The organism is Pseudomonas sp. RA_5y_Pfl1_P24 (genome assembly GCF_963970945.1).
GTDB lineage: Bacteria > Pseudomonadota > Gammaproteobacteria > Pseudomonadales > Pseudomonadaceae > Aquipseudomonas > Aquipseudomonas tritici.
Window position 1 is genome coordinate 311,481 of the sequence record NZ_CAXAOJ010000003.1, and the last position, 25,920, is coordinate 337,400.

Below are 25,920 nucleotides of genomic sequence, written 5' to 3' on the forward strand. Positions count from 1 at the left end.
CGAAAATGACCGTTGCATTAATCACGCCGTATAAGCCTGGTATTTTTAAGGCCAGAATCCTCATCCACGAATACGCGAACATCAAACTGAGCAACGCCTATATCCAGGCACTCATCCAGGAACTACAAAGCCTTAAGACCTCTCTTGACAATACTGATCGCGTCTTTAACGATTCTCTAAGCAAAGTTTCGAGCATTTTAGATGTCACCGAGATCAGAAGCTATTTGGACATTCTCAATGGCTCGACGGATGAATCCAGTATCGCTCCCTATAAAAAAGAGCTGAAAAAGGCTCTTGAAGTACTCAAGTCGGAACTTGAAACGCTTTCACGCGACATGAAGTCTTCCTTGGGTAACTTTGAAACAGCCACCATCAGCGACTATTCCGGGGAGATTTCCACGTTAGAGTCTGAACGCACTAGATTGCTTAGTAACCTTCCCGAAGACCAAAAAAAATTAAGCAACCTTCGGGAGCAACGTGATGTGCTTGAAAAGGCAATCATTGAGTTCAAATCAAAGACGTTCATTGATAAAGGAATGCCCATTTTTGACGAAATGCAAAAAGCGGTCACAGAGGTTATTGACCAACCCTCCGAAAAATCGAAAACGGCGGTCAAGGCGGGGATGAACATTGCCAAAGACCTACTGAATATTGCGAATGAACAACTTAAGTTTAATAACTTAGTTGAAGCACGCGACAAATTAGCAGGTGAAATCTCTATTTGGCAGGCACAAATGAGCTATGAGCAAAAACAGGTCGATATTATAGATGATAAAAAATCACAACTAATGGCGCTTTCAGACATTGCTGAGCCTCGCACGCTATATGTAGTGGAGGCACGAAGAATTGTTGACATGCTTGTAGACCTTATAAATAACGTGTTCATCAATAGCGATTTAACTAGCAGAGAAGGGCTTATCGCCGCGACGGATAAGCTTCTGGAAAATTGTCCTGCATTCCCAAATCATATTGATGAAATCGCGTATTATTGGTTACGTAACGTGTAGACAAGCAGATAGCGGTTGCACTAACCAACTAAAAATCCATTTATATTACATCAACACTGCAAAAGATAATTAACGACCGGAACAATGTAAAAGCCCTCCCAGGGGCACAACCCATGCATTACAGTAAGTCGGAATAAGTTGCCTTTTTTCAATCTTGAACTTCGCTGGCCGGTAAAACCCAACACACTCAATGAGGAACTCACCGTGGACAAATTGACCATTGATCTTTTTCTAGTGGAAAACTCCTCCAACTGCTTAAAACCAAAATGGAATTACTGGACTTTAATTGACATAATAAATGACGGATGGGAAGTTACACTTTTAGACTCTGTCAAATGGTTCGAAGAAATCTGGCCTGGCAAATCTCACTATTGGTCAGGCGACCAAAAAAAACTTGAACAATTCGCTAAAGACCTGAATACCTATGCAGATACCTACGACGATCTTGACGTAGAAACCTTAGCTGTTCGGAACGACCTTTTAATTATCGCCGAGAAAATAAATTTATTTGGCGACTCAGTTATTAAAGTCATCGATAACACGTCAGCTGGCACCAACACTCAAAATTTCACACAAGCACAAATAGATGCGCTTGACGCTTCGTTATTGAGCGTCAATGACTGCGCCTGTGTTCTGAGTTTTTCGAGTTACATGGATGCATTAAGCAACGCAACCTCTAACGCGGTCGACCAGGTTTCCGCATATCAAAAAAAGATTTCCGATCTGAAATTACTTTTAGCCAACAACGTGCGCCCTACTGTTGACGGCGCGTTAGCCCTATGTGGCAAAACCGTAAACAACGTTCTAAATAATGCTCGTACTGTAATACACGACGCGAACAACAACGGAACCTCTTCAAGCGTAGCGTTGACTTTGGAAAAGATGTACTCGGACCTACAAGACGCTGTGAACTCAGATAATTATTATCCAGACCCATCTCCATTGTCTTATGATAATGTATTAGAAGCATTTATCGAACTTTCCGAATCTTTATCCCTCGTACAGCCAGCACTATCCCAATTTGAACTGCTTTGGATAGAAACGCACAGTTTCATTCTAAACTCCAAACAAAATTCCGACACAATTCAAGATGTAAAAATGCTTAAAGTTTTCAGAACCAGAATGCAAAAAATAATGAATGATTGGAGTAATGTGAAAACCCTTCTAGGCGCACAGCCCATCCCCCTACAGTGAGACAACACCTTCTTGATACAACCGCCTGCGCAAGCGTTTCAGCCACCCAATAGCACTTAAGCCAACCCATTAACTTGAGAACACCAAAATGAAAAAGAGCGTCAGCACCCTCCCAGGTTATGTTGCAAACCTCTCTCACAACAAAGTGATCGTGTTCCAAAATTGGATCACCTTCGTTCAAGGTACGACCCGAGTATTCCGAAGCTCGCAACCCTACTATAACGGCACAGATGACACGCCTCAAAAATTTGATGCTGCCGCAGTTGCGCTCTTAAATAACTACGGAATCAAAGGCCTTATCAGCCTAAATAAAAAACTGCTAGACAGCACCAGTGCAGCGGTAATAAGTGCGGCTAACATCACCTACCACCACCTTGCGGTCAAAGACTTTGATGCACCCACAGCTCCAGAGCTTTTGCAGGGTTGCAAGTCAATCGATAGTGCGTTGAGCAAAGGCAATGTTTTGGTTTTCTGTGGTTTTGGCCAAGGAAGAACAGGAACGATGATCACGGCTTATGAGATATATAAACTACCCAAAGGCAGTGCGACCTCCAAACTGGACGCCATCATCGCCACCTCTACCGCAGAGACCAATGACCAGGAAGCAAGTCTGCGATCACTCTACAAGCTGCTAAACCCCTAGAAAGCCTGCGTTGCGTTGAGCATAAGAGTGGCCATCGTGGCCACTCTCTATCTTCTCAATCAAACCTTGCAGCGCTGGCGCGGCATAGCAGTCTCGAGGCGAAGTACGAGATACCGGATTTACGCCAGGGATCAAGTGTCGCCGTCGTCGTAGGTTTCGCTGTCTTCGCCTTCGTTATAGGGGTTTTCTGCGTCTTCCTTCGGGGCGGGCTGGACTTGCGGCTGCCAGCTGCCGGAGTTGACTTCTTGTTGCTTTTTCTTGGAGACGGGGCCGGTGTCTTTCCACTGCGGTGTACCCGCGTCTGCGAGTACAGCGACGGCGGACAATCCCAAGCCTGCGAGCAATACCAAGTGGATGATGCGTTGAACACTACGCAAAGCGATCTCCTTTTCAGTTCCTGGATAGAGCAACGCTAGACCGGATGCGAGTTTCTCGCCAATCCCATGCCGAATGAAAATCGAAATGTGAGTTTTGCATTGTTCATAAAAAAGGGCGAAGCCATCACAGCTTCGCCCTCTTATATATCGCTCAGACCTTAGTGATGCTCACGCGTCGCACGGAATTTCACATCCGGCCAGCGCTCTTCCATCAGCGCCAGGTTGACCCGCGTCGGCGCCAGGTAGGTCAGGTGACCACCGCCGTCGATCGCCAGGTTTTCCACGGCCTTGTTGGAGAACTCTTCCAACTTCTTCTTATCGCTGCAATCGATCCAGCGCGCGGAGTACACGGTGATCGGCTCGTAGGAGCATTCGACCTTGTATTCCTCTTTCAAGCGGCTGGCGACCACATCGAACTGCAGCACACCGACGGCGCCGAGGATGATGTCGTTGCTGCGCTCGGGGAAGAACACCTGGGTGGCGCCCTCTTCCGCGAGTTGCTGCAAGCCTTGGCGCAGTTGCTTGGATTTCAGCGGGTCGCGCAGGCGCACGCGGCGGAACAGTTCCGGGGCGAAGTGCGGGATACCGGTGAAGCCCAGCGCTTCGCCTTCGGTGAAGGTGTCGCCGATCTGGATGGTGCCGTGGTTGTGCAGACCGATAATGTCGCCGGCGTAGGCTTCTTCGAGCTGTTCACGCTCGGAGGAGAAGAACGTCAGGGCGTCGCCGATACGCAAGTCCTTGCCGGTGCGCACGTGGCGCATCTTCATGCCTTTTTCGTATCTACCGGAGCAGATGCGCATGAAGGCAATACGGTCGCGGTGTTTCGGGTCCATGTTCGCCTGGATCTTGAACACGAAGCCGGTGAATTTCTCTTCAACAGGCTCAACTGTGCGCTCGTTGGCAACACGAGCCAGGGGTTTGGGTGCCCAGTCCACCACGGCGTCGAGCACGTGGTCGACACCGAAGTTACCCAAGGCCGTCCCAAAAAACACCGGGGTCAGCTGACCGTCGAGGAATTCTTGCTGGTTGAATTCATGGCAGGCGCCCTGCACCAGTTCCAACTGGTCGACGAAGCGGTCGTACTCGTCACCCAGGTGGGCGCGGGCTTCGTCCGAATCGAGTTTCTCGATGATCTTGACGTCGGTGCGCTCGTGACCGTGGCCGGCGGTGTAGACAATGATGTAATCATCGGCCAGGTGGTACACGCCCTTGAAGTCGCGGTAGCAACCAATCGGCCAGGTGATCGGCGCGGCCTTGATCTTCAAGACGGCTTCGATTTCATCCAACAGCTCGATCGGGTCGCGGATGTCGCGGTCGAGTTTGTTGATGAAGCTGACGATCGGCGTATCACGCAGACGGCACACGTCCATCAGCGCGATGGTCCGTGGCTCGACACCTTTACCGCCGTCGAGAACCATCAACGCGGAGTCGACCGCGGTCAGGGTGCGATAGGTGTCTTCGGAGAAGTCTTCGTGGCCCGGGGTGTCGAGCAGGTTGACCATGTGGTCGCGATACGGGAACTGCATGACCGACGTGGTAATGGAGATACCCCGTTGTTTTTCCATTTCCATCCAGTCAGAGGTGGCATGGCGGTCGGATTTGCGGGATTTCACCGTGCCTGCCACCGCGATTGCCTTGCCCATCAGCAACAGCTTCTCGGTGATGGTGGTTTTACCGGCATCGGGGTGGGAAATAATGGCGAAAGTGCGGCGTTTCGCGACTTCGGCGGCCTGGTGGGTCATGGGAAATCGCCTGGCAGGTGAGTCAAAAAAGGGCGGCGAGTATAGCGCAAACCCAGGCGGCCAGACCACCATTCAGCCCATTGGGGGTGGCTAAATGCTGCCAAGTGTGGAACCTTTTAAAAGGTAGAGACGTCCACTCCCCTCATGCCGTACTCGGAACAGGGGCTGATAAATCAGCAAGTTAGCCTGACGAGGCTGCGCTCATGGCTCGATCGCATACCGCGTTGCCGGTATCGGCGAGCTGCATTTCGCGACCACATTCAGAGGCAGCCAGCAATGGCATTGCCGCTCGGAAATGTGGACGCCGACAGAAGAAAAAAAGGAGTCCGCCTGTGGCTATTCGCTATGGCAAAGGGCTTATGGGAGGAGCGGTTGTCGTCGCTCTCCTGGCCCTGCTGGTCCACTGGATCGGCATAGACACGATCGAACGGTACCACGACGATTTGTTGTTTTACCTGCAAGCTCATTTGATCCTGGTGCTTGTCTCCATGCTGGCCGCCCTGATTGTGGGCATCCCCGCCGGTATCCTGCTAAGCCGACCGAACATGGCTGGGCGCGCAGAACGCTTCATGCAGATCTTCAACATCGGCAACACCGTCCCGCCCCTGGCCGTACTGGCCATCGCCCTGGGCGTCCTCGGCATCGGCAGCGGGCCGGCGATCTTCGCGCTGTTCCTCGCTTCCCTACTGCCCATCGTGCGCAACACCTACGAAGGCCTGAAAAACGTCCAGGGCTCCCTGAAAGAAGCCGCCACCGGCATTGGCATGACGCCGCGCCAGGTGCTGTTTCGCGTGGAACTGCCCAACGCTGTCCCAATCATCATCGGCGGTGTACGCGTGGCCCTGGCGATCAATGTGGGGACTGCACCGCTGGCGTTCCTGATTGGCGCCAACAGCCTCGGCAGCCTGATCTTCCCTGGCATAGCCCTGAACAACCACTCGCAGTTGCTGCTCGGTGCCGCATGCACCGCGTTGTTGGCATTGCTGCTCGACGCTTTGGTGACTATGACCAGCCGCCTCTGGCTGGAACGCGGGTTGCGTCCGTCTTAGGCCTGAAACAGGAACCAACATGAAAAAACTGACCTTGATATTGAGCTGCGTCCTGCTGTTCGCAGGTTTTGCGCAAGCCGCTGAAAAGCCGGTGATCCGCATCGGCGCCCGCGTCTTCACCGAGCAGACCTTGCTCGCCGAAATCACTGCCCAGTACCTGCGCACCAAGGGCTACGACACGCGCGTAACCGGCGGCCTGGGTAGCAATCTGGCACGCAGTGCCCAGGAAAGCGGGCAACTGGATATGCTCTGGGAATACACCGGGGTGTCACTGGTGAATTACAACCATGTGGACGAGAAACTCAACAACGAACAGTCCTACGCACGAGTGAAGGAACTCGACGCGAAAAAAGGCCTCGCCTGGCTGTCGCCGTCGAAATTCAGTAACACCTACGCGTTGGCGCTGCCAGAAAACGTGGCCAAGGAATTTCCGCAGATCAACACCATCAGCGACTTGACCCGAGCCCTGGCGCAAACCACCAAAGGTACACGCCTGGTAGCCCTTGACACAGAGTTCGCTAACCGCTCCGACGGTATGGGCGGCATGGTCAAGCTGTACGACATGAACCTGACCCGCGAAAACACACGCCAGATGGACGCCGGCCTGGTCTATACCGCGCTACGTAATGGCCAGGTGTTTGCCGGTTTGGTCTACACCACCGACGGTCGCCTAAGTGCCTTCAAATTGAAGCTGCTGGAAGACGACAAACATTACTTCCCCGACTACACCGCCGCGCCGGTGGTGCGCCAGGCGTACCTCGATGCTCACCCGCAACTGGCGGCTGACCTCAAGCCGTTGGCCGCGCTGTTCGACGATGAAACCATGCGCCAGTTGAACGCACGCGTCGACGTCGACCATGAAAGCCCGTCCAGCGTGGCCGCAGATTTCCTGCGCCAACATCCGATCAACTAATTAAGAGGAGAAGACATGGAATTTCTGAACGCCTTTTCCCATCTTGATTGGGTACTCGTCCTGCATCTGACCTGGCAGCACATCACCTTGGTCGGCCTCGCCGTGATCCTGGCGATTGTCGTCGGCGTGCCCCTGGGCGTACTCATGACGCGTTTCCCAACCCTGGCCGGCCCACTGCAGGCAAGCGCCACAGTGCTGCTGACCGTGCCCTCCATTGCCCTGTTCGGCCTGTTGCTGCCGTTTTACTCCAAATTCGGTCAGGGCCTGGGGCCCATGCCGGCGATCACCGCCGTGTTCCTCTACTCCCTGCTGCCGATCATGCGTAACACCTACCTCGCCCTCACTGGTGTGGAACCGGGCATCCGTGAAGCCGCCAAAGGCATCGGCATGACCTTCGGCCAGCGCCTGCGCATGGTCGAGCTGCCTATCGCCGTGCCGGTGATCCTCGCCGGTGTACGCACCGCCGTGGTGATGAATATTGGCGTAATGACCATCGCCGCCACCATCGGCGCCGGTGGCCTGGGTGTACTTATTCTGGCTTCCATCAGCCGCAGCGACATGTCGATGCTGATCGTTGGCGCCGTGCTGGTCAGTCTCCTGGCCATCTTCGCCGACCTGCTTTTGCAATGGCTGCAACGCTCGCTGACTCCAAAAGGACTGCTCAAATGATCGAACTTCAACACCTGACCAAGACTTTTCAAAGCAACGGCAAGACTGTTTCTGCCGTCAACGACGTAAGCCTGACCGTCAACGAAGGCGAGATTTGCGTATTCCTTGGCCCTTCGGGCTGCGGCAAGAGCACCACGCTAAAAATGATCAACCGCCTGATCAAGCCCACCTCGGGCAAGATTCTGATCAACGGTGAAGACACCACCGACCTCGACGAAGTGACACTGCGCCGCAACATCGGTTATGTGATCCAGCAGATCGGCCTGTTCCCAAACATGACCATCGAGGAAAACATTGTGGTCGTGCCCAAACTACTGGGCTGGGACAAGCAGAAATGCCACGACCGCGCCCGCGAGTTGATGAGCATGATCAAGCTGGAACCCAAGCAATACCTGCATCGCTACCCGCGCGAATTGTCGGGCGGCCAGCAACAGCGTATCGGCGTGATCCGCGCACTGGCGGCCGATGCGCCGCTGCTGCTGATGGATGAGCCGTTCGGCGCGGTCGACCCGATCAACCGCGAGATGATCCAGAACGAATTCTTCGAGATGCAACGCGCGCTGAACAAGACCGTGATCATGGTCAGCCACGACATCGACGAAGCCATCAAGCTGGGCGACAAGATCGCGATCTTCCGCGCCGGCAAGCTGCTGCAGATCGATCACCCGGACACCTTGCTGGCGCACCCGGCCGACGAGTTCGTCAGCAACTTCGTGGGCCAGGACAGCACCCTCAAGCGCCTATTGCTGGTGAAAGCCGAAGACGCAGCGGACAACGCGCCGTCTGTGAGCCCGGAAACACCGGTGGCCGAAGCATTGGAATTGATGGATGAAACTGACCGCCGCTATGTGGTGGTCACTTGTGCCGAGAACAAGGCGCTGGGGTACGTACGACGTCGCGACCTGCACCGTCAGACCGGTACTTGCGGGCAGTACCTGCGCGAATTCAACGCCACGGCGGCGTATGACGAGCATTTGCGCATCCTGTTGTCGCGCATGTACGAGTTCAACCGCTCGTGGTTGCCGGTGATGGATGCGGAGCGGGTGTTCCTGGGCGAGGTGACACAGGAGTCGATTGCTGAGTACCTGAGCTCGGGTAAATCGCGTGGGGGCAAGACCAGTATCGTTTCGCCTGCTGAGACTGCTTTAGCCTGACCTGACACAACTCGGTTAAAACTGTGGGAGCAAGCCCGCTCCCACATTTGGATCTGCCGGGTGTCAGCAATTCCCGCGAATTCGCCCGCTTCGGGGAACATCATTCCGTCACACCGGTCGGTTACATAAGTAGCTGTACCGGTCCTCGCGACGAACGCGTGCAAAAACGCGACATTTTTAGTTGATCTATGGCCCCTCACGCCCTAAAGTTCGCGCCGAACGTCCATGCTGGAAACGATCCATCCGGCTCAAGTACTGACGACGAGACAGCAAGGCCAAGGGAAGCGGTTGATCCCATGGCCTTTTTGCTTTCGGCGACATGCCTTGGGAAGTAGGCGAACCAAAGTGGGGATACGGAGGACGTTCATTTGCACCCATTGACTAAAACAGTTTGCCCTTAGGAGTTCCCAGCATGTCGATCAACGTCGAAGATTATTTCGCGCGCGCCACTTTTGACAAAATGAAGGCATTCGCCGACAAGCAAGAAACCCCGTTCGTGGTGATCGACACCGCGATGATCAGCCAGGCCTACGATGACCTGCGCGCCGGTTTCGAATTCGCCAAGGTCTACTACGCAGTCAAGGCCAACCCGGCCGTCGAGATCATCGACCTGCTCAAGGACAAAGGTTCGAGCTTCGACATCGCCTCGATCTACGAGCTGGACAAAGTGATGGACCGCGGCGTCAGCGCCGACCGTATCAGCTACGGCAACACCATCAAGAAATCCAAGGACATCCGCTACTTCTACGAGAAGGGCGTGCGCCTGTTCTCTACCGACTCCGAAGCCGACCTGCGCAACATCGCCAAGGCCGCGCCGGGTTCGAAAGTGTATGTGCGTATCCTCACCGAAGGCTCGACCACGGCTGACTGGCCTTTGTCGCGCAAATTCGGCTGCCAGACCGACATGGCCATGGACCTGCTGATCCTCGCCCGCGACCTGGGCCTGGTGCCTTACGGCATTTCGTTCCACGTTGGCTCGCAACAGCGCGACATCAGCGTGTGGGACGCGGCGATCGCAAAGGTCAAAGTGATCTTCGAACGCCTGAAAGAAGAAGACGGCATTCACCTCAAGCTGATCAACATGGGCGGTGGCTTCCCGGCCAACTACATCACCCGCACCAACAGCCTGGAAACCTACGCCGAGGAAATCATCCGTTTCCTCAAGGAAGACTTTGGCGATGAACTGCCGGAAATCATCCTTGAGCCGGGCCGTTCGTTGATTGCCAACGCCGGTATCCTGGTCAGCGAAGTCGTGCTGGTCGCGCGTAAATCGCGCACCGCCGTCGAGCGCTGGGTTTACACGGACGTGGGCAAATTCTCCGGCCTGATCGAAACCATGGACGAAGCCATCAAGTTCCCGATCTGGACCGAGAAGAAAGGCGAGATGGAAGAAGTGGTCATCGCCGGCCCGACCTGCGACAGCGCCGACATCATGTACGAAAACTACAAGTACGGCCTGCCGCTGAACCTGGCGATTGGTGATCGTTTGTACTGGCTGTCGACCGGCGCGTACACCACCAGCTACAGCGCGGTTGAGTTCAATGGGTTTCCGCCGTTGAAGTCGTTCTACGTGTAAGACGGCTGCCAATAAAAAACCCATGACATGTCATGGGTTTTTTTATGCGTCAGCAAAGGCTGTCGGCACGTTGCAGGTAGGCGTCTGCCATTGCCCTGACCTGCGGATCACTTGCCGCCGCCAGAGCCTTGTGTGCCGTTCGCAGAAACTTCAAATTCCCGCCACTCAACGCCTTGCGCAACCACGCCAGCGCCGTCTCAATCTGGCCTCTGTCCGCCAGCACCGCCGCGTAACTGAACTGCCCGCGAAAATCACCGCCTTCGGCCGAGCGTCGGTACCAGTGCACTGCAGCATCCAGGTCCCGTGGGCAGAATTGGCCCTCTTCCAGGTAACGGCCCAGCAGATTCATCGACTTGGCGTGTCCTTGTTCGGCTGCCTGCAGATACAAGGCCAGTGCGTGTAGTGGGTCCTCGGCAACCCCGCGCCCGGTGGCCAGCAGATTGGCGTAGTTGTACTGGCCCCAATCCAACCCGGCCTCGGCGGCCATACGGTATTCGCGTGCAGCGGCCGCCTCGTCCGCAGCGCATCCCCAGCCATGTTCCAGGCAACGCCCGGCCATATTGCGCGCCATCAAATGCCCGCCCTGTGCCGCGATCTGAAACCAGCGCAACGCCAGCGCCTCATCGCGCGCAATGCCGCGCCCTTGCAGCAAGATTTGCCCGAGCAGCGCCTGGGCATCGACCACACCCTCCTTCGCCGCGATCAAGATCGCCTGGGCAGCGCGTACCGGCGAGTCGTCGAGCATGCTTTGCAGCTGCTCAATGTTGAGCACTTCTTCACGTCGCAATAAAAAGCCCATGTCAGACCTCGACCCAGCGGCGCAGCAGGTTGTGGTAAGTGCCCGTAAGCTGGATCAGCGCCGGATGGTCGGGGACATCGGCGGTCAGTTGCTGGATCGCGCCGTCCATTTCGAACAGCAAGGTGCGCTGGCTGTCTTCGCGCACCAGGCTTTGGGTCCAGAAGAACGAGGCGTAACGCGCGCCACGGGTCACGGCGTTGACTTTGTGCAGGCTGGAACCGGGGTACAGCACCAGGTCACCGGCCGGTAACTTCACGCGCTGCAGGCCGAAAGTGTCCTGGATCACCAGTTCGCCACCGTCGTATTCGTCCGGGTCGCTGAAAAACAGCGTGGACGACAGATCGGTGCGCACGCGCTCGTGGCTGCCTTTGGGCTGGCGCACGGCGTTGTCGATATGAAAGTCGAAACTGCCCCCCGCGGTATAGCAGTTGAGCAACGGCGGAAAGACCTTGTGCGGTAACGCCGCTGACATAAACAACGGGGTTTGCCACAAACGCTCAAGCATCGCCGCGCCGATTTCCTTGGCAAGCGGGTGGCCCTCAGGTAACTGCAGGTTGTGCTTGGCCTTGGCAGATTGATGCCCGGCGGTGATTTTACCGTCGGCCCAATCGGCATTTTCCAGGGCTTGGCGGATGCGCTGTACTTCCTCGCGAGAGAACAGGCCGGGGATGTGCAGCAGCATGGGCAATACCTGGGATCAGAGAAGCGCCAATGGTATTGATTCTTATCCGCCCTGTAAAACAGGTCGACGAATGAGTTCGTAAATACCGTAAGCAAAAAGTGTAAAGAATGTAAATTCAGTGCAATTAGCAATATATCTCAATTGATAGAAATACTTGTTACCACTATATTCCGCGGCCTCACATCCTTGGGGAAAGGACACGTCATGTCGCCCACTACTACAAAAATACCTGCCAGTTCACCACGCATGCTGGCTTCGGCCATCGGCGTTGCGCTCAGCGCCAGCTCTGTTGCCCATTTGGCGCAGGCGGCTGAAGACACTGAACAAAAAGGCCAGCGCAACAGCATCTCCCTGGGCGCCACCAGCATCACCGGGGAAGAACAGGACAACACCTCCTACCAGGTCGAAAAAGCCTCGTCGCAGAAATACACCGCGCCGCTGGTCGACACCCCGCGCTCGGTCACCGTGGTGCCACAACAAGTGCTCAAGGACACCGCGGCCACCTCGTTGCAGGACGCCTTGCGCACCGTACCGGGTATTACCTTCGGCGCCGGAGAAGGCGGGAACCCCCAGGGCGACCGTCCGTTCATCCGTGGTTTTGACGCCCAGGGCGACACCTACCTGGACGGCGTGCGCGACACCGGTGGCCAGAGCCGGGAGATCTTCGACATCGAGTCGATTGAAGTCAGCAAAGGCCCGAACTCTTCCTTCGGCGGCCGTGGCTCGGCCGGTGGCAGCCTCAACCTGGTGAGCAAGACCCCGCAAGCGCGGGACTTCACCAACGGTGGCTTTACCTACGGTTCCGACCAGACCCGACGCTATGTGCTCGACGTAAACCGTCAGTTCCTCGACGACAGCGCCGCGTTCCGCCTGAACCTGATGAGCCACGAGCAGAACGTGGCGGGCCGCGACGCGGTGAATTACGACCGTTGGGGCGTAGCGCCGTCGCTGACGTTTGGTCTGGGCACACCGACCCGCGTCAACCTCAGCTACTACCACATGGAAAGCAACGATCTGCCGGACTCGGGGATTCCCTACGGCTACAGCTCGTCGACCGCGACCGCTCACGTGCATGACAAACCCACCGACGGCGGCGACAGCAACAACTTCTACGGCCTCAAGAGCCGCGACTTCCGCAAGACCCGCGCCGATATCAGTACGTTCTCCATCGAGCACGATTTGAACGACAACATGACCCTGAAAAACACCCTGCGTCATGGCAGCACCGGCCAGGATTACGTGCTGACACAGCCGGACGACAGCAAGCTCAACGTCAACAAATACGGCACCGTGTGGCGTCGTGCCAACACCCGCGTATCGACCACCACCACGACCACCAACCAGACCGACCTGTTCGGCAGCTTCCAGGCCTTGGGCTTCAAGCACAGTTACTCCACAGGCCTGGAATTCACCGGTGAAGAAACGCGTGTCAGCGGCTATACCGTAAGCCCGAACACCAACCCGACCTGCACCGTGGCCGGCGGAGGACGGGGTGGCCAGTGCACCTCGCTGAGCAATCCGAACCCGGATGACGCCTGGACCGGTAGCGTCGCGCGCAACTACAACGGCACCCACACCAAGGCCACCAGCCGTGGCGCCTATGTGTTCGACACCATCGAACTCGATCCGAAATGGCTGCTGAACGTCGGCCTGCGCTACGACACCTTTGACACGGTAGCCAACACCAACGCGACCACCGGCCGTACCACGATCAAGGAAGACAGCCAGTTCTTCAACTGGCAGGCCGGCCTGGTCTGGAAGCCTGTGGAAAACGCCAGCATCTATGCGTCCTACGCAACTTCGGCAACGCCGGCTGGCGGCCTGGTAGGTGAAGGTTCCGACGGCAACCCACTGTCAGCCGGTGCCGCCACCAGCGATCTGCAACCGGAAGAAACCGTCAACTACGAGCTGGGCACCAAGTGGGACCTGTTCCACGATCGCCTCTCGCTGACTGCCGCCGTATTCCGTACCGAGAAGAAAAACACGCGCATCCTCGTCGATGCCTTGACCTACGAGAACGCTGGCGAATCCCAGGTCGACGGCCTGGAGCTGTCGGCCAGCGGCAAGCTGACCGACCAATGGCAGGTGTTCGCCGGGTACAGCTACCTTGACAGCGAGCTGGTCAAATCCGGACGTAATGGTCGTAACGGTGTGATCAGTGCTGGCTCCAATGAAGGCAACCAAATGCCAAACACGCCGAAGAACACCTTCAGCCTATGGACCACCTACGACGTCACCTCCAAACTCACCATCGGTGGTGGCGCGTTCTACGTTGACGACGTTTACGGCGACGCCGGCAACACCGTTTACGTACCGTCCTACACCCGCTACGACGCCATGGCCAGCTACAAGCTGACCAAGAACGTCGACCTTCAATTGAACGTGCAAAACCTGACCGACAAGGTTTACTACGACAAGGCATTCTCGACCCACTTCGCCAACCAGGCAGCCGGTCGCACGGCACTGTTGACCACCAGCTTCCACTTTTAAACAGCAGCGCCACGCATCAAAAAGCCCCACGCATCGGATGCGTGGGGCTTTTGCGTGTTACACAGAATGTTTCTCGACAAGCCACGGCATAATGCGCGCCGTGCCCTACATATTCAGATAGACGAGGCGGTCAGACGTGTTGAAGAAAACCCTGTTCCAGTTGCACTGGTTCTTTGGCATTACTGCCGGGCTGGTGCTGGCCTTGATGGGGATCACCGGTGCTGCGGTTTCGTTTCAGGATGAGATTCTGCGGGCGCTCAACCCCACGGTACTGAGCGTCGAGAAACGCGAAGCCGGTGTGCTACCGCCCGCCGAGCTGGTGCGCAAACTGGAGGCCACTGAAGGCAAGACCGTGTCCATGCTCTGGGTGGAAAGCGAAAGCGGTAACGCTGCGCGCGTGTTCTTCACCCCGCCGCCCGGCGAGCGCCGTGGCCAGATGCGCTACTTCGACCCCTACACCGGCGACTACATGGGCGACGCCGTCGGCCAGGACGCGTTCGGTTTTATCCTGCAACTGCACCGTTTCCTGGTCATGGGCGAAACCGGCCGGCAGATCACCGGCGCCTGCACGCTGATTCTGGTGTTCTTCTGCCTCTCCGGCTTGTACCTGCGCTGGCCGCGCCAAGTGGCGAACTGGCGGGCCTGGCTGACGTTGGACTGGCGCAAAAAGGGGCGCAGCTTCAACTGGGACCTGCACTCGGTATTCGGCACCTGGTGCCTGCTGGCCTATCTTCTGTCGGCACTGACCGGGCTGACCTGGTCCTACGACTGGTACAGCCAGGGCCTGACCAAACTGTTGTCCGACGCACCTCACAATGAAAGGGTTCGCAAGCGCGGCCCGGCGCCCGACGGCGCGGCACCAGTGGCCAACTACGACGCCATCTGGAGCAGCATCTACAGCAACGCCGGCCCAGGTTTGAGCGCCTATAACATCCGCATGCCAGCGGTCGCGGGGCAACAGGCCACGGTCTATTACCTGCTGAGCAACTCGCCCCATGACCGCGCGCTGAACCAGATCAACCTGGACCCGGCCACCGGCGAGGTTAAATCCCACGACCAATACGCCAGCAAGACGCTCGGCGCCCAATTGCTGACCAGCGTTTATGCGCTGCACACCGGCAGCTATTTTGGCCTGACAGGGCGGATTATCCTCACGGTCAGCTCATTGCTGATGCCGTTGTTCTTCATCACCGGCTGGCTGCTGTACCTGGACCGTCGTCGTAAAAAACGCCAGGTGCGCGATGCACGTCAAGGCCTCACTGCCAATACCAGCGATGCCCCGGCCTGGCTGATCGGCTTTGCCAGCCAGAGCGGTTTTGCCGAACAGCTTGCATGGCAAACGGCTGGGCAACTACAAGCAGCAGGCTTGCCGGTGAAGGTGCAGCCCCTGGGCAGCGTCAGCCAGGATGACTTGCGCCAGTCGGAAAATGCGTTGTTCGTGGTCAGCACCTTCGGTGACGGCGAAGCCCCCGACAGCGCCCGTGGTTTCGAGCGCAGCGTGCTCGGTCAGGACCTGTCTCTCAAAGGTCTGAACTACTCGGTACTGGCATTGGGCGACCGCCAATACGAACACTTCTGCGGTTTTGCACGGCGCCTGAATTTCTGGCTGACCCACCAGGGCGGCAACCCCCTGTTCGCGCCAGTGGAAGTAGACAGCGGTGACACCAGCGCGCTGCTGCACTGGCAACAACAGCTTGGACAACTCACAGGCCACACCGCCGTGGCAGCCTGGCCGACCGCCCAGTACGAAAACTGGACGCTCAGCCAACGCACCCTGCTCAACCACGACAGCAGCGGCTCGAACGTGTATTTGCTGGGCCTCACCTCGCCGTCGCCTCAAAGCTGGCAAGCCGGTGATCTGGTGGAAGTGCTGCCACGCAATTGCCCCTGGGCCATCGAACACTTCCTCGGCGGCCTCGGCCTGGTCGGCAGCGATGGCGTATTGATCGACGGCATGGCGCAGTCCCTCAACCAGGCGCTCGCCACGCGCCAACTGCCGGACAACCGCACCCACTTGGTCGGCCTGCACGCCCAGGCCCTGGTGAACGCGTTGGTGCCCCTGGGCATGCGCGAATACTCCATCGCCTCGATTGCCAGCGAGGGCGTGCTGGAGCTGATCGTGCGCCAGGAACGCCACCCCGACGGCAGCCTGGGGTTGGCCAGCGGCTGGCTCACCGAACACGCCACCATCGGGTCAAGCATCAGCCTGCGCCTGCGTCGCAACAGTGGCTTCCACCTGCCGGAGGCACCGGTGCCGCTGATCCTGCTGGGCAACGGCACCGGCCTGGCAGGCCTGCGCAGCTTGCTCAAGGCGCGGATTGCCGACGGGCAGCAACGCAACTGGCTGCTGTTCGGCGAACGCAATATCGCCCATGACTTCCTGTGCCAGGACGAGCTGCAGGGCTGGTTGGCCAGTGGTGATCTGGCGTTGCTGGACCTGGCGTTTTCCCGCGATCAGACCGATAAGGTCTACGTGCAGGATCGTCTGCGGGAATCAGCCGACGTGCTGCGTAAGTGGCTGAGCGAAGGCGCGGCGATTTATGTGTGCGGGAGTTTGCAGGGGATGGCGGCTGGGGTGGATCAGGCGCTGGTGGATATTCTCGGCAGTGAAGCCGTAGCGCGGTTGATCGAGCAAGGTCGCTACCGCCGGGATGTCTACTGACTTAATCACAATGAAGATCTAAATGTGGGAGCGGACTTGCTCGCTCCCACAGTTTTGATTGCATTCCAAGTCAGGCGGGTTGCAGCTTTTGCTCGAATACGCAGACGCCATCCAGATCACGAAGGATGACCGTCAACTCCGCCGTCTGCCCATCAATCTGCACCTCGCCAAAAAACTGGAATCCGGCAAACGGTGAGGTGTTCTGTGCCGGTGGTGCCTTCTCGAACACCACCTCGGGCCCAAAGGTTTTATCCAGCGGATTAGGCCCGAAACTCCCCGCGTTCAGCGGCCCGGCGACAAACTCCCAGAACGGTTCAAAATCCTGGAACGCGGCGCGATCCGGGTGGTAGTGATGCGCCGCGCAGTAGTGCACATCCGCCGTCAACCACACATGGTTGCGCACCTTCTGAGCCCTTAAAAAGCCCAGCAATTCGGCAATTTCCAACTCGCGACCTTGCGGCGCACCCGGGTCATTGTTAGCGATGGCTTCCCAGCGCGCTACACCGGGGCTCACCTCACCGTCAGGCACGCCAAGACCAATGGGCATGTCGGCGGCGATCACTTTCCACTGCGCCTGGGACGCCTTGAGTTCGCCCTTGAGCCAGTCCAATTGCTCACGACCGAGGAAGGGTTTTTCGCCGCCCAGGTTGTCATCGTTGGGGCCACGATAACTGCGCATATCCAGCACGAACACATCCAGCAACGGCCCATAACTGAGCTTGCGATAAATCCGCCCGCCGCCATCGGCGCTTTGCCGGCGCATCGGGGAATATTCCAACCAGGCCTGGCGCGCGCGGCCGACCAAGGTGTTGATGTCCTTGGTCTGGTAACGCTCATCGAGCTGCTTGCTCGGCGACCAGTTGTTCACCACTTCGTGGTCGTCCCATTGCCAGATCTGCGGCACCTCGGCGTTGAAGCGCCGCACGTTTTCGTCCATCAGGTTGTAGCGGTAATTGCCGCGATACTCATCCAGGGTTTCGGCAACTTTGCTCTTGGCTTCGGTGGTGATATTGCGCCAGATGCGCCCGCTTTCGGTGGTCAGCTGCGCCGGCACCGGGCCGTCGGCGTAGATGGTGTCGCCGCTGTGGATAAAGAAGTCCGGCAGGCGCAGGCGCATGGCTTCGTAGATGCGCATGCCGCCGATATCCGGGTTGATGCCGAAGCCTTGGCCGACGGTGTCGCCGCTCCACACAAAACGAATATCACGGCGCTGTTGCGGCACGCTGCGCAGGTGGCCGAACCAGGGTTCGCTGGCGACACCGGTCTGGGCGTCTTCGAAATGCACGCGGTAGAAAATCGCCTGGTCGGCGGGCAGCCCGGTGAGTTCGACACGGGCGGTAAAGTCGGTGCGATTGTCGGCAAGCGGCGAGATGAATGTGCGCGGGTTGCTGAACACGCTGCGGGTGTCCCACTCCACCACCATGCGCGCGGGGCGGTCGCTGCGGCTCCAGATCATCGCGCGGTCGCCGAGCAGGTCGCCGGACTGCACACCGTCAGTGAGTTGCGGGCGGTCCTTCACTGAGGCAATCACTGCCGGGGCCAGGCCCGGCAGTAACAGGCCGGCGCCGACGGCTTGCATCACGCGGCGGCGACCGAGATCGAAGTGGCTCATGCAGGTGCCCTCTGACTTTCAAAAGGACAACTTAAACATGGCCGGATGAAGCGACTATGACAGTCCAGCCGAGAATGCGTCAGGCGACGGTAACGGCGCTGATTTTTCCGCTGCGATAAGCCTCGAATATTTGATCAATGCTGGATTTGGCATCGCCCTTTGCCGTGAAAATCCCACCGCGACCTTGGTTGGCGGCGGCGTAACGCTCGTCGTCCATCAACACCTGATGCGCTTTCTTCAAGTTCCAGAATGGGATACCGGCAAACAGGTGGTGGGTCAGGTGGTAGTTATCGCCATGCATCCCGATGATCGAACGCTCAAGCAGCGTGGGGAAGCGATTGCGCGTGAGCTGCACCTCTTCTTGGTAGAGGCCAAACATACCGAAGTGCTCGGAGACTTCAGATAACCAGCCAATGACCTGGAACACCGTGAAATACGGCACCAGCCAAAACAATACATAAGCCCATGGACCGACGAAGTAGCTGAAAACCAGCAACAGTACCGTGTGAACGCCCAGCAATTTCAAACCTTGGGACGGGTTGGCCAGGATATCCCCGGCCCGGTTCTTCACCAGGTAGAGGAAGTAACGATAGGTATTGGCCAGTGTCAGGCTCTTGAGCAAATGTCCGATCAGGAAATCGAAGCGGTCAGTCGCGTTATACAGGCCCGATTCGATGTAATAGCGGTGGTCCGGATCTTTATAGGGGTCACCGAGATTGTGATGGTGAAGCTGCACGTGGGAGCGACGGTAAGCCTCATAATTCTGGAAGATCGGGTAGCCGAGCAAATACTCGCCGATGACTTTGTTGAGCTTTTTACTTTGGGTCAGCGTCATGTGCGCCGCTTCGTGCAGAAGCGAGGCCAAGGCCCGTTGTCGGGAGCCTATGAACAGGAGAGCCAGTGGGTACAGGTAGTTGTAGCGATCTGCAAAAAACACCGCCAGCGAGATAACGGCCACGTCGGCCAGCACCGCCACCATCCAATGCCAATTGTCCTTTTTATAAAGTGCACGCAGTCGTTGTTTCACTTCATTGGCAGGATTGAATTTGTTTACTTTACTCATCAGAATTCCTTTTCCTCAGTACGAGGCGCTCAGTGCAATTGCCCCAGATGCGCGAAGTTATAAAAACGAGCCTTGCGACGCGAGTTTGATTACCACACCTCAATTCGCGAAGCCACTTAATAAAGTGCAACTGCTTTAGCTGACAGACAGATAATCGGCGATCATCGCCTTCCCATCTCCACGACATTTATATAATCCGAATGTTACATTTTTGCCAACAGATCCATGAATACCTGCACATCTTCAAGACTGTTTTTATTATTAATCGACAGGCGCACAAAGCGATCATGCCCTTGCCCCAACATATAGTAAGGCGTATGCGAGGCATACCCCGGCCAGCCATTCACGCCGCGCGTGCGCATATAAGCGACAAGTTCAGTTGCCGAATAATTAGCATGGGTCAATGAAATGATCCCCGCTTGTTGTGCACCAGGAGCGATGACACTGATGTGCGCCGTTTGTGCCAGTTGCTGATAAAGAAACCGGTAGGTCCCACGCTCAACGTTATAGGCCACAGACAGACGCTCTTTGATCGCCTGGTTCAAGCCAACCACTGCCGCATTGTTACGCTCGGCATACTCATAACGCCGGGCATCCTCAACCCCCAGGCTCACCTCCCCGCGCACATCAACACTGGCCCTGCTCAAGTCAGTGAAGCGCGGTTGCGCAGCCGCCATAAAATCCTCGGACAGGTAGGCAAACCCCGTGCCTCTGGGCCCGCAAAGAAACTTCCTGCCGGCGGCGGTCAGCACATCGGCACCCATCGCGCGCACATCCAGAGGCAGCATGCCCGCCGACTGACAGGCATCGACAAAGTAGAAACACGGGTAATCACGCAAAATATTACCCACTGCCTCAACATCGTTCACGATGCCGCAGCACGACGGCACGTGCACCACCGAGACCAGCATGACTTGCGCGCTCATGTGCTGTGCCAGCCATTGCAGGTCCAGGTCACCATTTGCGAGCAACGGCATCACATCAACCACAACGCCATATCGGCGCTGCAACTCGGACAGTGCGATCAGATTGCCGGCGTACTCATAGGGCGTGACCACGACACGCGCCCCCTTGGGCCAGCGCAGCACGTTCAACGCCGTTACCCAAGCCTTGGTAGCGCCATCGAAAAGAGCAATATTTCGTGCGTTTGTGCCAAGCAACCGGGCGATGTTTTCATACACTTCGCCGTCCAGCGTTGCGGCGTAGGAAAGTTCGGTTTCATACGCGCCGATTGCATATTCCTCTTGTAAGTAAACCTGCATCAGATGCAACGTTTCAGAAGAAATACGACCCGCCCCTGCCGTATTAAAGTGAATCATCCATCAGCCCTTTGTCGTGAGCCCATAAAATAGAAACCGCTCGCCACCACGATGCACATCGATAAGACATAAAACATCGCCTGGGGGGCATAAAGCGATAACGCAACGCCACACAATACCGGACCGAGGGCCGCCCCCAGATTCGACAAGTTCTGCGCACCGTAGTAAACGCCGCGCATATCCTCCGGCGCAATATAATCAATAAACAAGTATTCCGCCGGAATAATGATGATTTCACCCACGGTAAAAACAATCATCGCAAGTACCCAAATAGCCGGCATCTGCGCGTAGGCGAAACCCATCAGCCCTATCACAAAGAACAGCATTCCCAGCATCAACATGCGAAACAGGTTGTGCTGGTTGATCCGGGAGCCGATCAAATATTGAAGACTGATAACCACACAGGCGTTAGTAGTGACCAGGTAATTGATAATCCGATACGCATTTTGCGGATCGCTCGTCACGATCAGGTATTGCGACAGGTAGGCCGTGAACTGCCCAAACACAATGGCGCTGAGAATGCCGCCGATCGTGAAACACACCAGCCGATAGTTCGTAACCAAATGCACCAGTACGTTGACAAAACTCGATCCGCTACCGCCACTCACACCGCCAGACGAACGAGGAATTCGGCCACCCACCAGCCCATACAGCACGACAAAGACCGCCCCGATCAATGCAGCCACCGCAAATGGCATCCCGGGGCTGACTTTGGCAAACATCACACCGAGAAAAGGGCCGATGGCATAGCCGACGTTGGTCAGGGTGTACTTCAGCGAGAACACCCCGCCGCGCTTGTCCGGCGCCACCAGAAAACCTATGCCGGATTTGACCGCGATATCCACCACCGCATAGGCCAGGTTCACTACCACAATCGCGATGATGAACGGCACCAGGCTGGTCACCTGGAAGGCCACCGCGAACGCAAGCGAGAACACTGTCGCGGCAGCGAGCATGATCCGGTAGTTGGAGAACCTGTCTACCAGGAACCCGCCATAGACCCCCAGGATTGAACTGACGATCAATGCCCCGCCAACCGCGATACCGATATCCGCAACGCCCAGGCCGAATGCCTCGGAGAAGTAAATAACCAGATAGGGCAACGCCAGTGCCCTGGCAACGGTCAGGATGAAGGTCGCCGACAGCAGCAAAATCACCGTTCTGTCATAGACTCTGGCCTGACTCTGGACTACCAACCCCTCCGAGACGTTCTTCATGCCAGCATTTCCCTGTATACGCTTGCCTCGTGCTCACGCAGCACTTCAATACTGTGCTGAATGTTCGCTCGGTTGCTGTCGAGGATGAATACATGACCGGGGCTGTTTTCCAGGGAAATGGTCGGCTTGAGTACACCGTCATCCTGGATCTTTATGCTGTGCACCCCAGGGATCGCCTTCCATGCTGTGATGTCCGGCGTACGCTTGATCGGCCCCGCATGCCGTGAGATGAGAAACACACAGCTGGAATGAAAGTAGAGATTTTTTCGCGACCGTTGGCGGTAGTCGAGAAAGGCCTCTGGGTTAATCAACGAGTCGATCCACAGACTCAACTGGTTATGCCCCAGGGCTCGGGTATAGGCCGAAAGATCGATACCGCCCGGCATGCGCGCAGCCGTCTCCAGCAATACCGGTTCGTCATTGACGATCATCAATTCGCTATGCCCGACGCCGTGCCGGATGCCCAGCGCGTCGAGTACGGAGAATATGTAACCGGACAGTCGACTATAGACATCGGCATTGTCCACCGGGCACATCAACTGGTTGTAATCATGCACCGGCGAGGCACCGATACGGGTGCGGTAGACACGGATAATTTCGCTGACATAGTGCAGGCCATCGATACTCACCGTATTGACGCAGTACTCGATGTCGACGTCTTTGGACTTGCTGAGCAACAACTCCGAGTTGAAATCCGAGTTGTCCAGGTATTGCTGCACCAGGATTTCTTCATTACTTTCCAGAAAGATATTGCGACTGGATTTGATAACCTCGAAGGCGTGTTCAATCTGGCTGACGTCGGTGCAAATGTGGATGTTGTCGGAACCGGCGCTTTTAACCGGTTTCAATACCACCGGCAGCATCTGGTTTTCCTTGACCCAGTCCAGAATGCCCGGCAGCGCATCTGACTTGAAGTGCTTGATCGAACGTACACCCGCCCGGAACAACGCCTCGTGCATTTGGTACTTGTCACGCCAGCGCACGGCGTGGGCTGGATTGTTATGGCGCGGGACGTTGAATAGCGCAGCCAGATGAGCCGCTAACTCGACGCCGAACTCACAACCGGCCAGTACGAATTGCACGTTGTACTCAGACAGTGCCTGCTGCAACTCTGCATCCGAACGATAAAGCAGGTCGTTGATGAAATCCCCGGTGCGCAACCAAGCCTCATAAAACGCATTCACGTCGGCGGTCGAACGCACGTGCACACATTCATACCCCCGTGACATGAACGCAGGCGCGATCAAACTGCCAATCGAGTAGGCGTCGACAATCAATACGATATTTTTCTTATAGATCATTTGATTGCCTCCTGTGATGAACTCAATTCACGCACGGCGGTTTTGATTATGCCCGCCGCCCTGAGGATGTCGGCGCGGCTGATATTGATATGCGGCATAAAGCGCATTTCCCGTGCGTTATAGGGCAAGCCGGCGACACCTTGTTGGCTCAGGTGAATGCCAAATTGCATCGGTGTCATGCCCAACGAAGAAATGTCCAGGGTCACCATATTGGTGCCCTTGTAGTGCGCAGGCGTCTCATCGATATCGCTGAGCAGGCGGTGCAGCAGGGCCGCATGCTCATGATCCTCGGCCAGACGCTCAATATTGTTATGCATCGCATAGAGCCCGGCCGCAGCCATCATGCCGGCCTGATGAAGATCGCCGCCAAACCATTTACGGTATTTCCTGGCGCGCTGGATCAGCTCTTTGGAACCCACCATGATCGAGCCCACAGGTGCGCCAAGAGCCTTGGATAGACACATCGACATGAGGTCGGCGTTTTCCGTGTAGGAGGTCACATCAATGCCGGAAGCGATAGAGGCATGGAGGATGCGAGCACCATCCAGGTAACGATAGGCGTCGATAGTCTTGGCATAACCGAAGACTTCGTTCATCTGCGCCAGAGGAAAAATCGCGCCGCCTTTGCACCCAAGGGTGTTTTCAATCACCACCACACGCGGCAAGGCGTAATTCTGGTTCCAGCGGCAGCGCGAGGCATACAACTTTTCCAGGTCACTGATATCAAACAACCCGTTGTCGTGGGCCGACAATGAAAAGTTGACCCCGGAAAACGCCGAGGTTGCGGCGGCCTCGTAATAGTTGATGTGGTAGGAGGCATCCAGAAAAATCTCATCACCGGGCTGGGTGAGGGACTTGATCGCGAGTTGGTTGCTCAGTGTGCCGCCGGTAGTAAAGAGTGCTGCTTCCTTCTGGAAGTAGTTGGCGCAGAACGCTTCCAGGGCACGCACACTCGGGTCTTCGCCGAAACATTCATCCCCGACTTCCGCCTGGTAGATAGCCTTGCGCATGCCTTCCGTTGGCTTGGTGACGGTATCGCTTCTGAGATCGATAAACATGACTGCTCCTTTAATAACCAGCGCCGAAGGTGATACGCGAGGGGTCGTAGAAGTCGGCAAGTGCCTCAAGGACGTTGTCCGGCGACTCCGCCAGGCGGTGCAGGAAATGCAGGTACCAGCTATCACCATAAACTGCGGCAATCCGGCAGGTCAGGCCCCCCTCCCTGACGCTGCGCAACACATCCGGTTGCACGCCGTGGAGCATCTCCAGTTCCTGGATCTTCAAGTGATAAACACCGTCGAAAAGACGCTTGATCAAGTTGGGATCTTGCGTTGCACAACTCACAGGAATATTGGCGACCAGTAAATCGTCAAGTAACGCCAGGTAGCGTTTATCCAGTTCTTCACCACGAGGTAGAGCAATTTCAGGCGCCTCGTTGTAAACCCCTTTGACCAATCTGACTTTACGGCCATAGCTGATGATGCGCGGTAAATCCTCGACGGTCCTATGCAAATGCGCCTGCACGGTAATACCGACATTGTGATGGGCCGGGGCAAGTTCGGCATACACTTGCAGAATTTTATCGACTGCCGAAGAGTGCTCCATACTGATCATGACGGGGATATCGTGCTCCGCCGCCGCCGACAGGATAGTGACAGCATTGTGATAAGCCGTTTCCTGGGAAATGAGCATACCCACGGCACTTAAATCAAACCCCAACTGTGGTTTTAAATTAGCGCGGGCAAACGTTTGAATGGCACTCAGGTATTCGCTGACAAAGCCTTTTACAACTTGGGGATCATGATTCTCTTCACCCACATATTCAACACCGAGCTGATAGCCTTTTGCCGCAAGCTGATGCAGCTTACCGCTCAGCTCCTGCGCGTCCGACGCGATAATGTAACGATGGGCGGCGTGCTCGAACAATTTGAAAAACAATGAGTTTTTATCGAACGCTTCGCGACACGCCTGGTTGAGTGCCAACTTCTTCAACCCTGCACATGCCAGTGTATAAACTTCCTTGGAAAGCATTTATTGCTCCTTGCCGACAATGGTTTGCGCAAACACAACTTATTTTTTACAAAACAGCAAACTTTATTTACTGCGGACTCCGCGGCCGACATCACCCACGCGATCGCGCCCTGAACAGGGAGGCGCCATTAATGACCTATAAGGAGTTTTGCCCTATTTCTGCTGCATGAGAATGCTCGGAAATATAAAGCAAAGCTGTCCCCCAAATAGGTGACTCAGCGATTGCTCATAAAGTGGTCGATATACGAAGTGCTGAGAAAGAGCACTTAACGTCGTCAGATTCCTTTTAAAGGTGACCAGCATCCTCGCCTCTTCGATCCAATAGGTCATTTTTATGACATTGCGAATAGCGAATCACTCACAGGTATTCGTGCTTATAGCTTACCGCCGCGCCACGTTCTGATTTATGATAATTTTTAC

21 protein-coding genes are annotated in these 25,920 nt (G+C 56.2%); 10 read left to right on the forward strand and 11 right to left on the reverse strand.

The annotated features are described in order from the left end of the window. The first annotated feature begins 5 nt into the window (after positions 1-5). The 3 genes from AACY30_RS06150 to AACY30_RS06160 all read left to right on the forward strand — a co-directional run bounded on the left by AACY30_RS06150 (position 6) and on the right by AACY30_RS06160 (position 2,844). Positions 6-1,007 (forward strand): alpha-xenorhabdolysin family binary toxin subunit B, encoded by a 1,002-nt coding sequence (locus AACY30_RS06150; RefSeq protein ID WP_339468434.1) that lies wholly within the window; start codon positions 6-8, stop codon positions 1,005-1,007. Between the two features lie 204 nt (positions 1,008-1,211). Then, complete coding sequence (locus AACY30_RS06155; protein ID WP_339468432.1) at positions 1,212-2,201, forward strand: hypothetical protein; 990 nt, start codon at positions 1,212-1,214, stop codon at positions 2,199-2,201. 88 nt (positions 2,202-2,289) lie between these two features. Further along, a complete protein-coding gene (locus AACY30_RS06160) occupies positions 2,290-2,844 on the forward strand; it encodes a phosphatase domain-containing putative toxin (RefSeq protein WP_339540000.1) in 555 nt (184 codons plus the stop codon). A gap of 131 nt (positions 2,845-2,975) precedes the next feature. Here AACY30_RS06160 and AACY30_RS06165 read toward each other — a convergent pair whose 3' ends face one another. Together AACY30_RS06165 and AACY30_RS06170 are read right to left on the reverse strand one after the other, a co-directional pair. After that, positions 2,976-3,221 (reverse strand): hypothetical protein, encoded by a 246-nt coding sequence (locus AACY30_RS06165; RefSeq protein ID WP_339468430.1) that lies wholly within the window; start codon positions 3,219-3,221, stop codon positions 2,976-2,978. A gap of 158 nt (positions 3,222-3,379) precedes the next feature. Next, positions 3,380-4,963 (reverse strand): peptide chain release factor 3, encoded by a 1,584-nt coding sequence (locus AACY30_RS06170; protein WP_339417435.1) that lies wholly within the window; start codon positions 4,961-4,963, stop codon positions 3,380-3,382. A gap of 359 nt (positions 4,964-5,322) precedes the next feature. On the opposite strand from AACY30_RS06170, the gene AACY30_RS06175 reads away from it, so the two are divergent. The 5 genes from AACY30_RS06175 (at position 5,323) to AACY30_RS06195 (ending at position 10,324) form a co-directional block, all read left to right on the forward strand. Continuing rightward, positions 5,323-6,012: an ABC transporter permease gene (locus tag AACY30_RS06175; protein ID WP_339468670.1), complete on the forward strand. Its 690-nt coding sequence runs from the start codon at positions 5,323-5,325 to the stop codon at positions 6,010-6,012. Positions 6,013-6,031: 19 nt separating this feature from the next. After that, positions 6,032-6,925, forward strand: coding sequence for a glycine betaine ABC transporter substrate-binding protein (locus tag AACY30_RS06180; RefSeq protein WP_339540001.1), 894 nt, complete (start codon positions 6,032-6,034; stop codon positions 6,923-6,925). A gap of 15 nt (positions 6,926-6,940) precedes the next feature. Continuing rightward, complete coding sequence (locus AACY30_RS06185) at positions 6,941-7,594, forward strand: ABC transporter permease (RefSeq protein ID WP_339417433.1); 654 nt, start codon at positions 6,941-6,943, stop codon at positions 7,592-7,594. Further along, positions 7,591-8,748 (forward strand): osmoprotectant ABC transporter ATP-binding protein OsmV, encoded by a 1,158-nt coding sequence (locus AACY30_RS06190; RefSeq protein ID WP_339468427.1) that lies wholly within the window; start codon positions 7,591-7,593, stop codon positions 8,746-8,748. Before AACY30_RS06185 ends, AACY30_RS06190 begins: the two co-directional genes overlap by 4 nt. Positions 8,749-9,160: 412 nt before the next feature. Beyond that, positions 9,161-10,324, forward strand: coding sequence for a type III PLP-dependent enzyme (locus AACY30_RS06195; RefSeq protein WP_032861941.1), 1,164 nt, complete (start codon positions 9,161-9,163; stop codon positions 10,322-10,324). 49 nt (positions 10,325-10,373) lie between these two features. Here the strand turns inward: AACY30_RS06195 and AACY30_RS06200 are convergent, their stop codons facing one another. Next, positions 10,374-11,123: a tetratricopeptide repeat protein gene (locus tag AACY30_RS06200; protein ID WP_339417431.1), complete on the reverse strand. Its 750-nt coding sequence runs from the start codon at positions 11,121-11,123 to the stop codon at positions 10,374-10,376. 1 nt (position 11,124) lies between these two features. Further along, positions 11,125-11,805 carry a Fe2+-dependent dioxygenase gene (locus AACY30_RS06205; RefSeq protein ID WP_339468426.1) on the reverse strand — a complete coding sequence of 227 codons (681 nt, stop codon included), beginning with the start codon at positions 11,803-11,805 and terminating at the stop codon, positions 11,125-11,127. Positions 11,806-12,009: 204 nt separating this feature from the next. Here AACY30_RS06205 and AACY30_RS06210 point away from each other — a divergent pair, with 204 nt between their 5' ends. Continuing rightward, positions 12,010-14,295, forward strand: coding sequence for a TonB-dependent receptor (locus AACY30_RS06210; RefSeq protein ID WP_339468425.1), 2,286 nt, complete (start codon positions 12,010-12,012; stop codon positions 14,293-14,295). 136 nt (positions 14,296-14,431) lie between these two features. Further along, the gene (locus AACY30_RS06215) at positions 14,432-16,957 is read left to right on the forward strand and encodes a sulfite reductase flavoprotein subunit alpha (protein WP_339540002.1); all 2,526 of its coding nucleotides are present in this window, start codon (positions 14,432-14,434) and stop codon (positions 16,955-16,957) included. A 70-nt stretch (positions 16,958-17,027) separates the two neighbouring features. On the opposite strand, the gene AACY30_RS06220 is transcribed toward AACY30_RS06215, so the two are convergent. From AACY30_RS06220 to AACY30_RS06250, 7 genes are all read right to left on the reverse strand, one after another. Continuing rightward, on the reverse strand, positions 17,028-18,569 hold the full coding sequence (locus tag AACY30_RS06220; RefSeq protein ID WP_339540003.1) for an alkaline phosphatase D family protein: 1,542 nt from the start codon (positions 18,567-18,569) through the stop codon (positions 17,028-17,030). Between the two features lie 79 nt (positions 18,570-18,648). After that, positions 18,649-19,632, reverse strand: a complete 984-nt coding sequence (gntB, locus tag AACY30_RS06225; protein ID WP_339540004.1) for a guanitoxin biosynthesis L-arginine gamma (S) hydroxylase — start codon at positions 19,630-19,632, stop codon at positions 18,649-18,651. A 203-nt stretch (positions 19,633-19,835) separates the two neighbouring features. Then, entirely contained in the window at positions 19,836-20,951 is a 1,116-nt protein-coding gene (locus AACY30_RS06230) for an aminotransferase class V-fold PLP-dependent enzyme (protein ID WP_339468420.1), read from the reverse strand. Next, complete coding sequence (locus AACY30_RS06235) at positions 20,948-22,168, reverse strand: MFS transporter (RefSeq protein WP_339468418.1); 1,221 nt, start codon at positions 22,166-22,168, stop codon at positions 20,948-20,950. The genes AACY30_RS06230 and AACY30_RS06235 overlap by 4 nt, the downstream gene beginning before the upstream one ends. Beyond that, the gene (locus AACY30_RS06240) at positions 22,165-23,469 is read right to left on the reverse strand and encodes a hypothetical protein (protein WP_339468417.1); all 1,305 of its coding nucleotides are present in this window, start codon (positions 23,467-23,469) and stop codon (positions 22,165-22,167) included. Before AACY30_RS06240 ends, AACY30_RS06235 begins: the two co-directional genes overlap by 4 nt. After that, positions 23,466-24,587, reverse strand: a complete 1,122-nt coding sequence (locus AACY30_RS06245; RefSeq protein WP_339468416.1) for a threonine aldolase family protein — start codon at positions 24,585-24,587, stop codon at positions 23,466-23,468. Before AACY30_RS06245 ends, AACY30_RS06240 begins: the two co-directional genes overlap by 4 nt. Next, complete coding sequence (locus AACY30_RS06250; RefSeq protein ID WP_339468415.1) at positions 24,538-25,500, reverse strand: proline dehydrogenase family protein; 963 nt, start codon at positions 25,498-25,500, stop codon at positions 24,538-24,540. Before AACY30_RS06250 ends, AACY30_RS06245 begins: the two co-directional genes overlap by 50 nt. Positions 25,501-25,920: the final 420 nt, after the last annotated feature.

What these genes read in the sequence shown, in the direction of transcription:
- AACY30_RS06150 (WP_339468434.1), top strand. Translation starts at nt 6, where the DNA reads ATGACCGTTGCATTAATCACGCCGTATAAGCCTGGTATTTTTAAGGCC.
- AACY30_RS06160 (WP_339540000.1), top strand. Translation starts at nt 2,290, where the DNA reads ATGAAAAAGAGCGTCAGCACCCTCCCAGGTTATGTTGCAAACCTCTCT.
- AACY30_RS06170 (WP_339417435.1), bottom strand. Translation starts at nt 4,963, where the DNA reads ATGACCCACCAGGCCGCCGAAGTCGCGAAACGCCGCACTTTCGCCATT.
- AACY30_RS06175 (WP_339468670.1), top strand. Translation starts at nt 5,323, where the DNA reads ATGGGAGGAGCGGTTGTCGTCGCTCTCCTGGCCCTGCTGGTCCACTGG.
- AACY30_RS06180 (WP_339540001.1), top strand. Translation starts at nt 6,032, where the DNA reads ATGAAAAAACTGACCTTGATATTGAGCTGCGTCCTGCTGTTCGCAGGT.
- AACY30_RS06185 (WP_339417433.1), top strand. Translation starts at nt 6,941, where the DNA reads ATGGAATTTCTGAACGCCTTTTCCCATCTTGATTGGGTACTCGTCCTG.
- AACY30_RS06190 (WP_339468427.1), top strand. Translation starts at nt 7,591, where the DNA reads ATGATCGAACTTCAACACCTGACCAAGACTTTTCAAAGCAACGGCAAG.
- AACY30_RS06195 (WP_032861941.1), top strand. Translation starts at nt 9,161, where the DNA reads ATGTCGATCAACGTCGAAGATTATTTCGCGCGCGCCACTTTTGACAAA.
- AACY30_RS06200 (WP_339417431.1), bottom strand. Translation starts at nt 11,123, where the DNA reads ATGGGCTTTTTATTGCGACGTGAAGAAGTGCTCAACATTGAGCAGCTG.
- AACY30_RS06205 (WP_339468426.1), bottom strand. Translation starts at nt 11,805, where the DNA reads ATGCTGCTGCACATCCCCGGCCTGTTCTCTCGCGAGGAAGTACAGCGC.
- AACY30_RS06210 (WP_339468425.1), top strand. Translation starts at nt 12,010, where the DNA reads ATGTCGCCCACTACTACAAAAATACCTGCCAGTTCACCACGCATGCTG.
- AACY30_RS06220 (WP_339540003.1), bottom strand. Translation starts at nt 18,569, where the DNA reads ATGAGCCACTTCGATCTCGGTCGCCGCCGCGTGATGCAAGCCGTCGGC.
- gntB (WP_339540004.1), bottom strand. Translation starts at nt 19,632, where the DNA reads ATGAGTAAAGTAAACAAATTCAATCCTGCCAATGAAGTGAAACAACGA.
- AACY30_RS06230 (WP_339468420.1), bottom strand. Translation starts at nt 20,951, where the DNA reads ATGATTCACTTTAATACGGCAGGGGCGGGTCGTATTTCTTCTGAAACG.
- AACY30_RS06235 (WP_339468418.1), bottom strand. Translation starts at nt 22,168, where the DNA reads ATGAAGAACGTCTCGGAGGGGTTGGTAGTCCAGAGTCAGGCCAGAGTC.
- AACY30_RS06240 (WP_339468417.1), bottom strand. Translation starts at nt 23,469, where the DNA reads ATGATCTATAAGAAAAATATCGTATTGATTGTCGACGCCTACTCGATT.
- AACY30_RS06250 (WP_339468415.1), bottom strand. Translation starts at nt 25,500, where the DNA reads ATGCTTTCCAAGGAAGTTTATACACTGGCATGTGCAGGGTTGAAGAAG.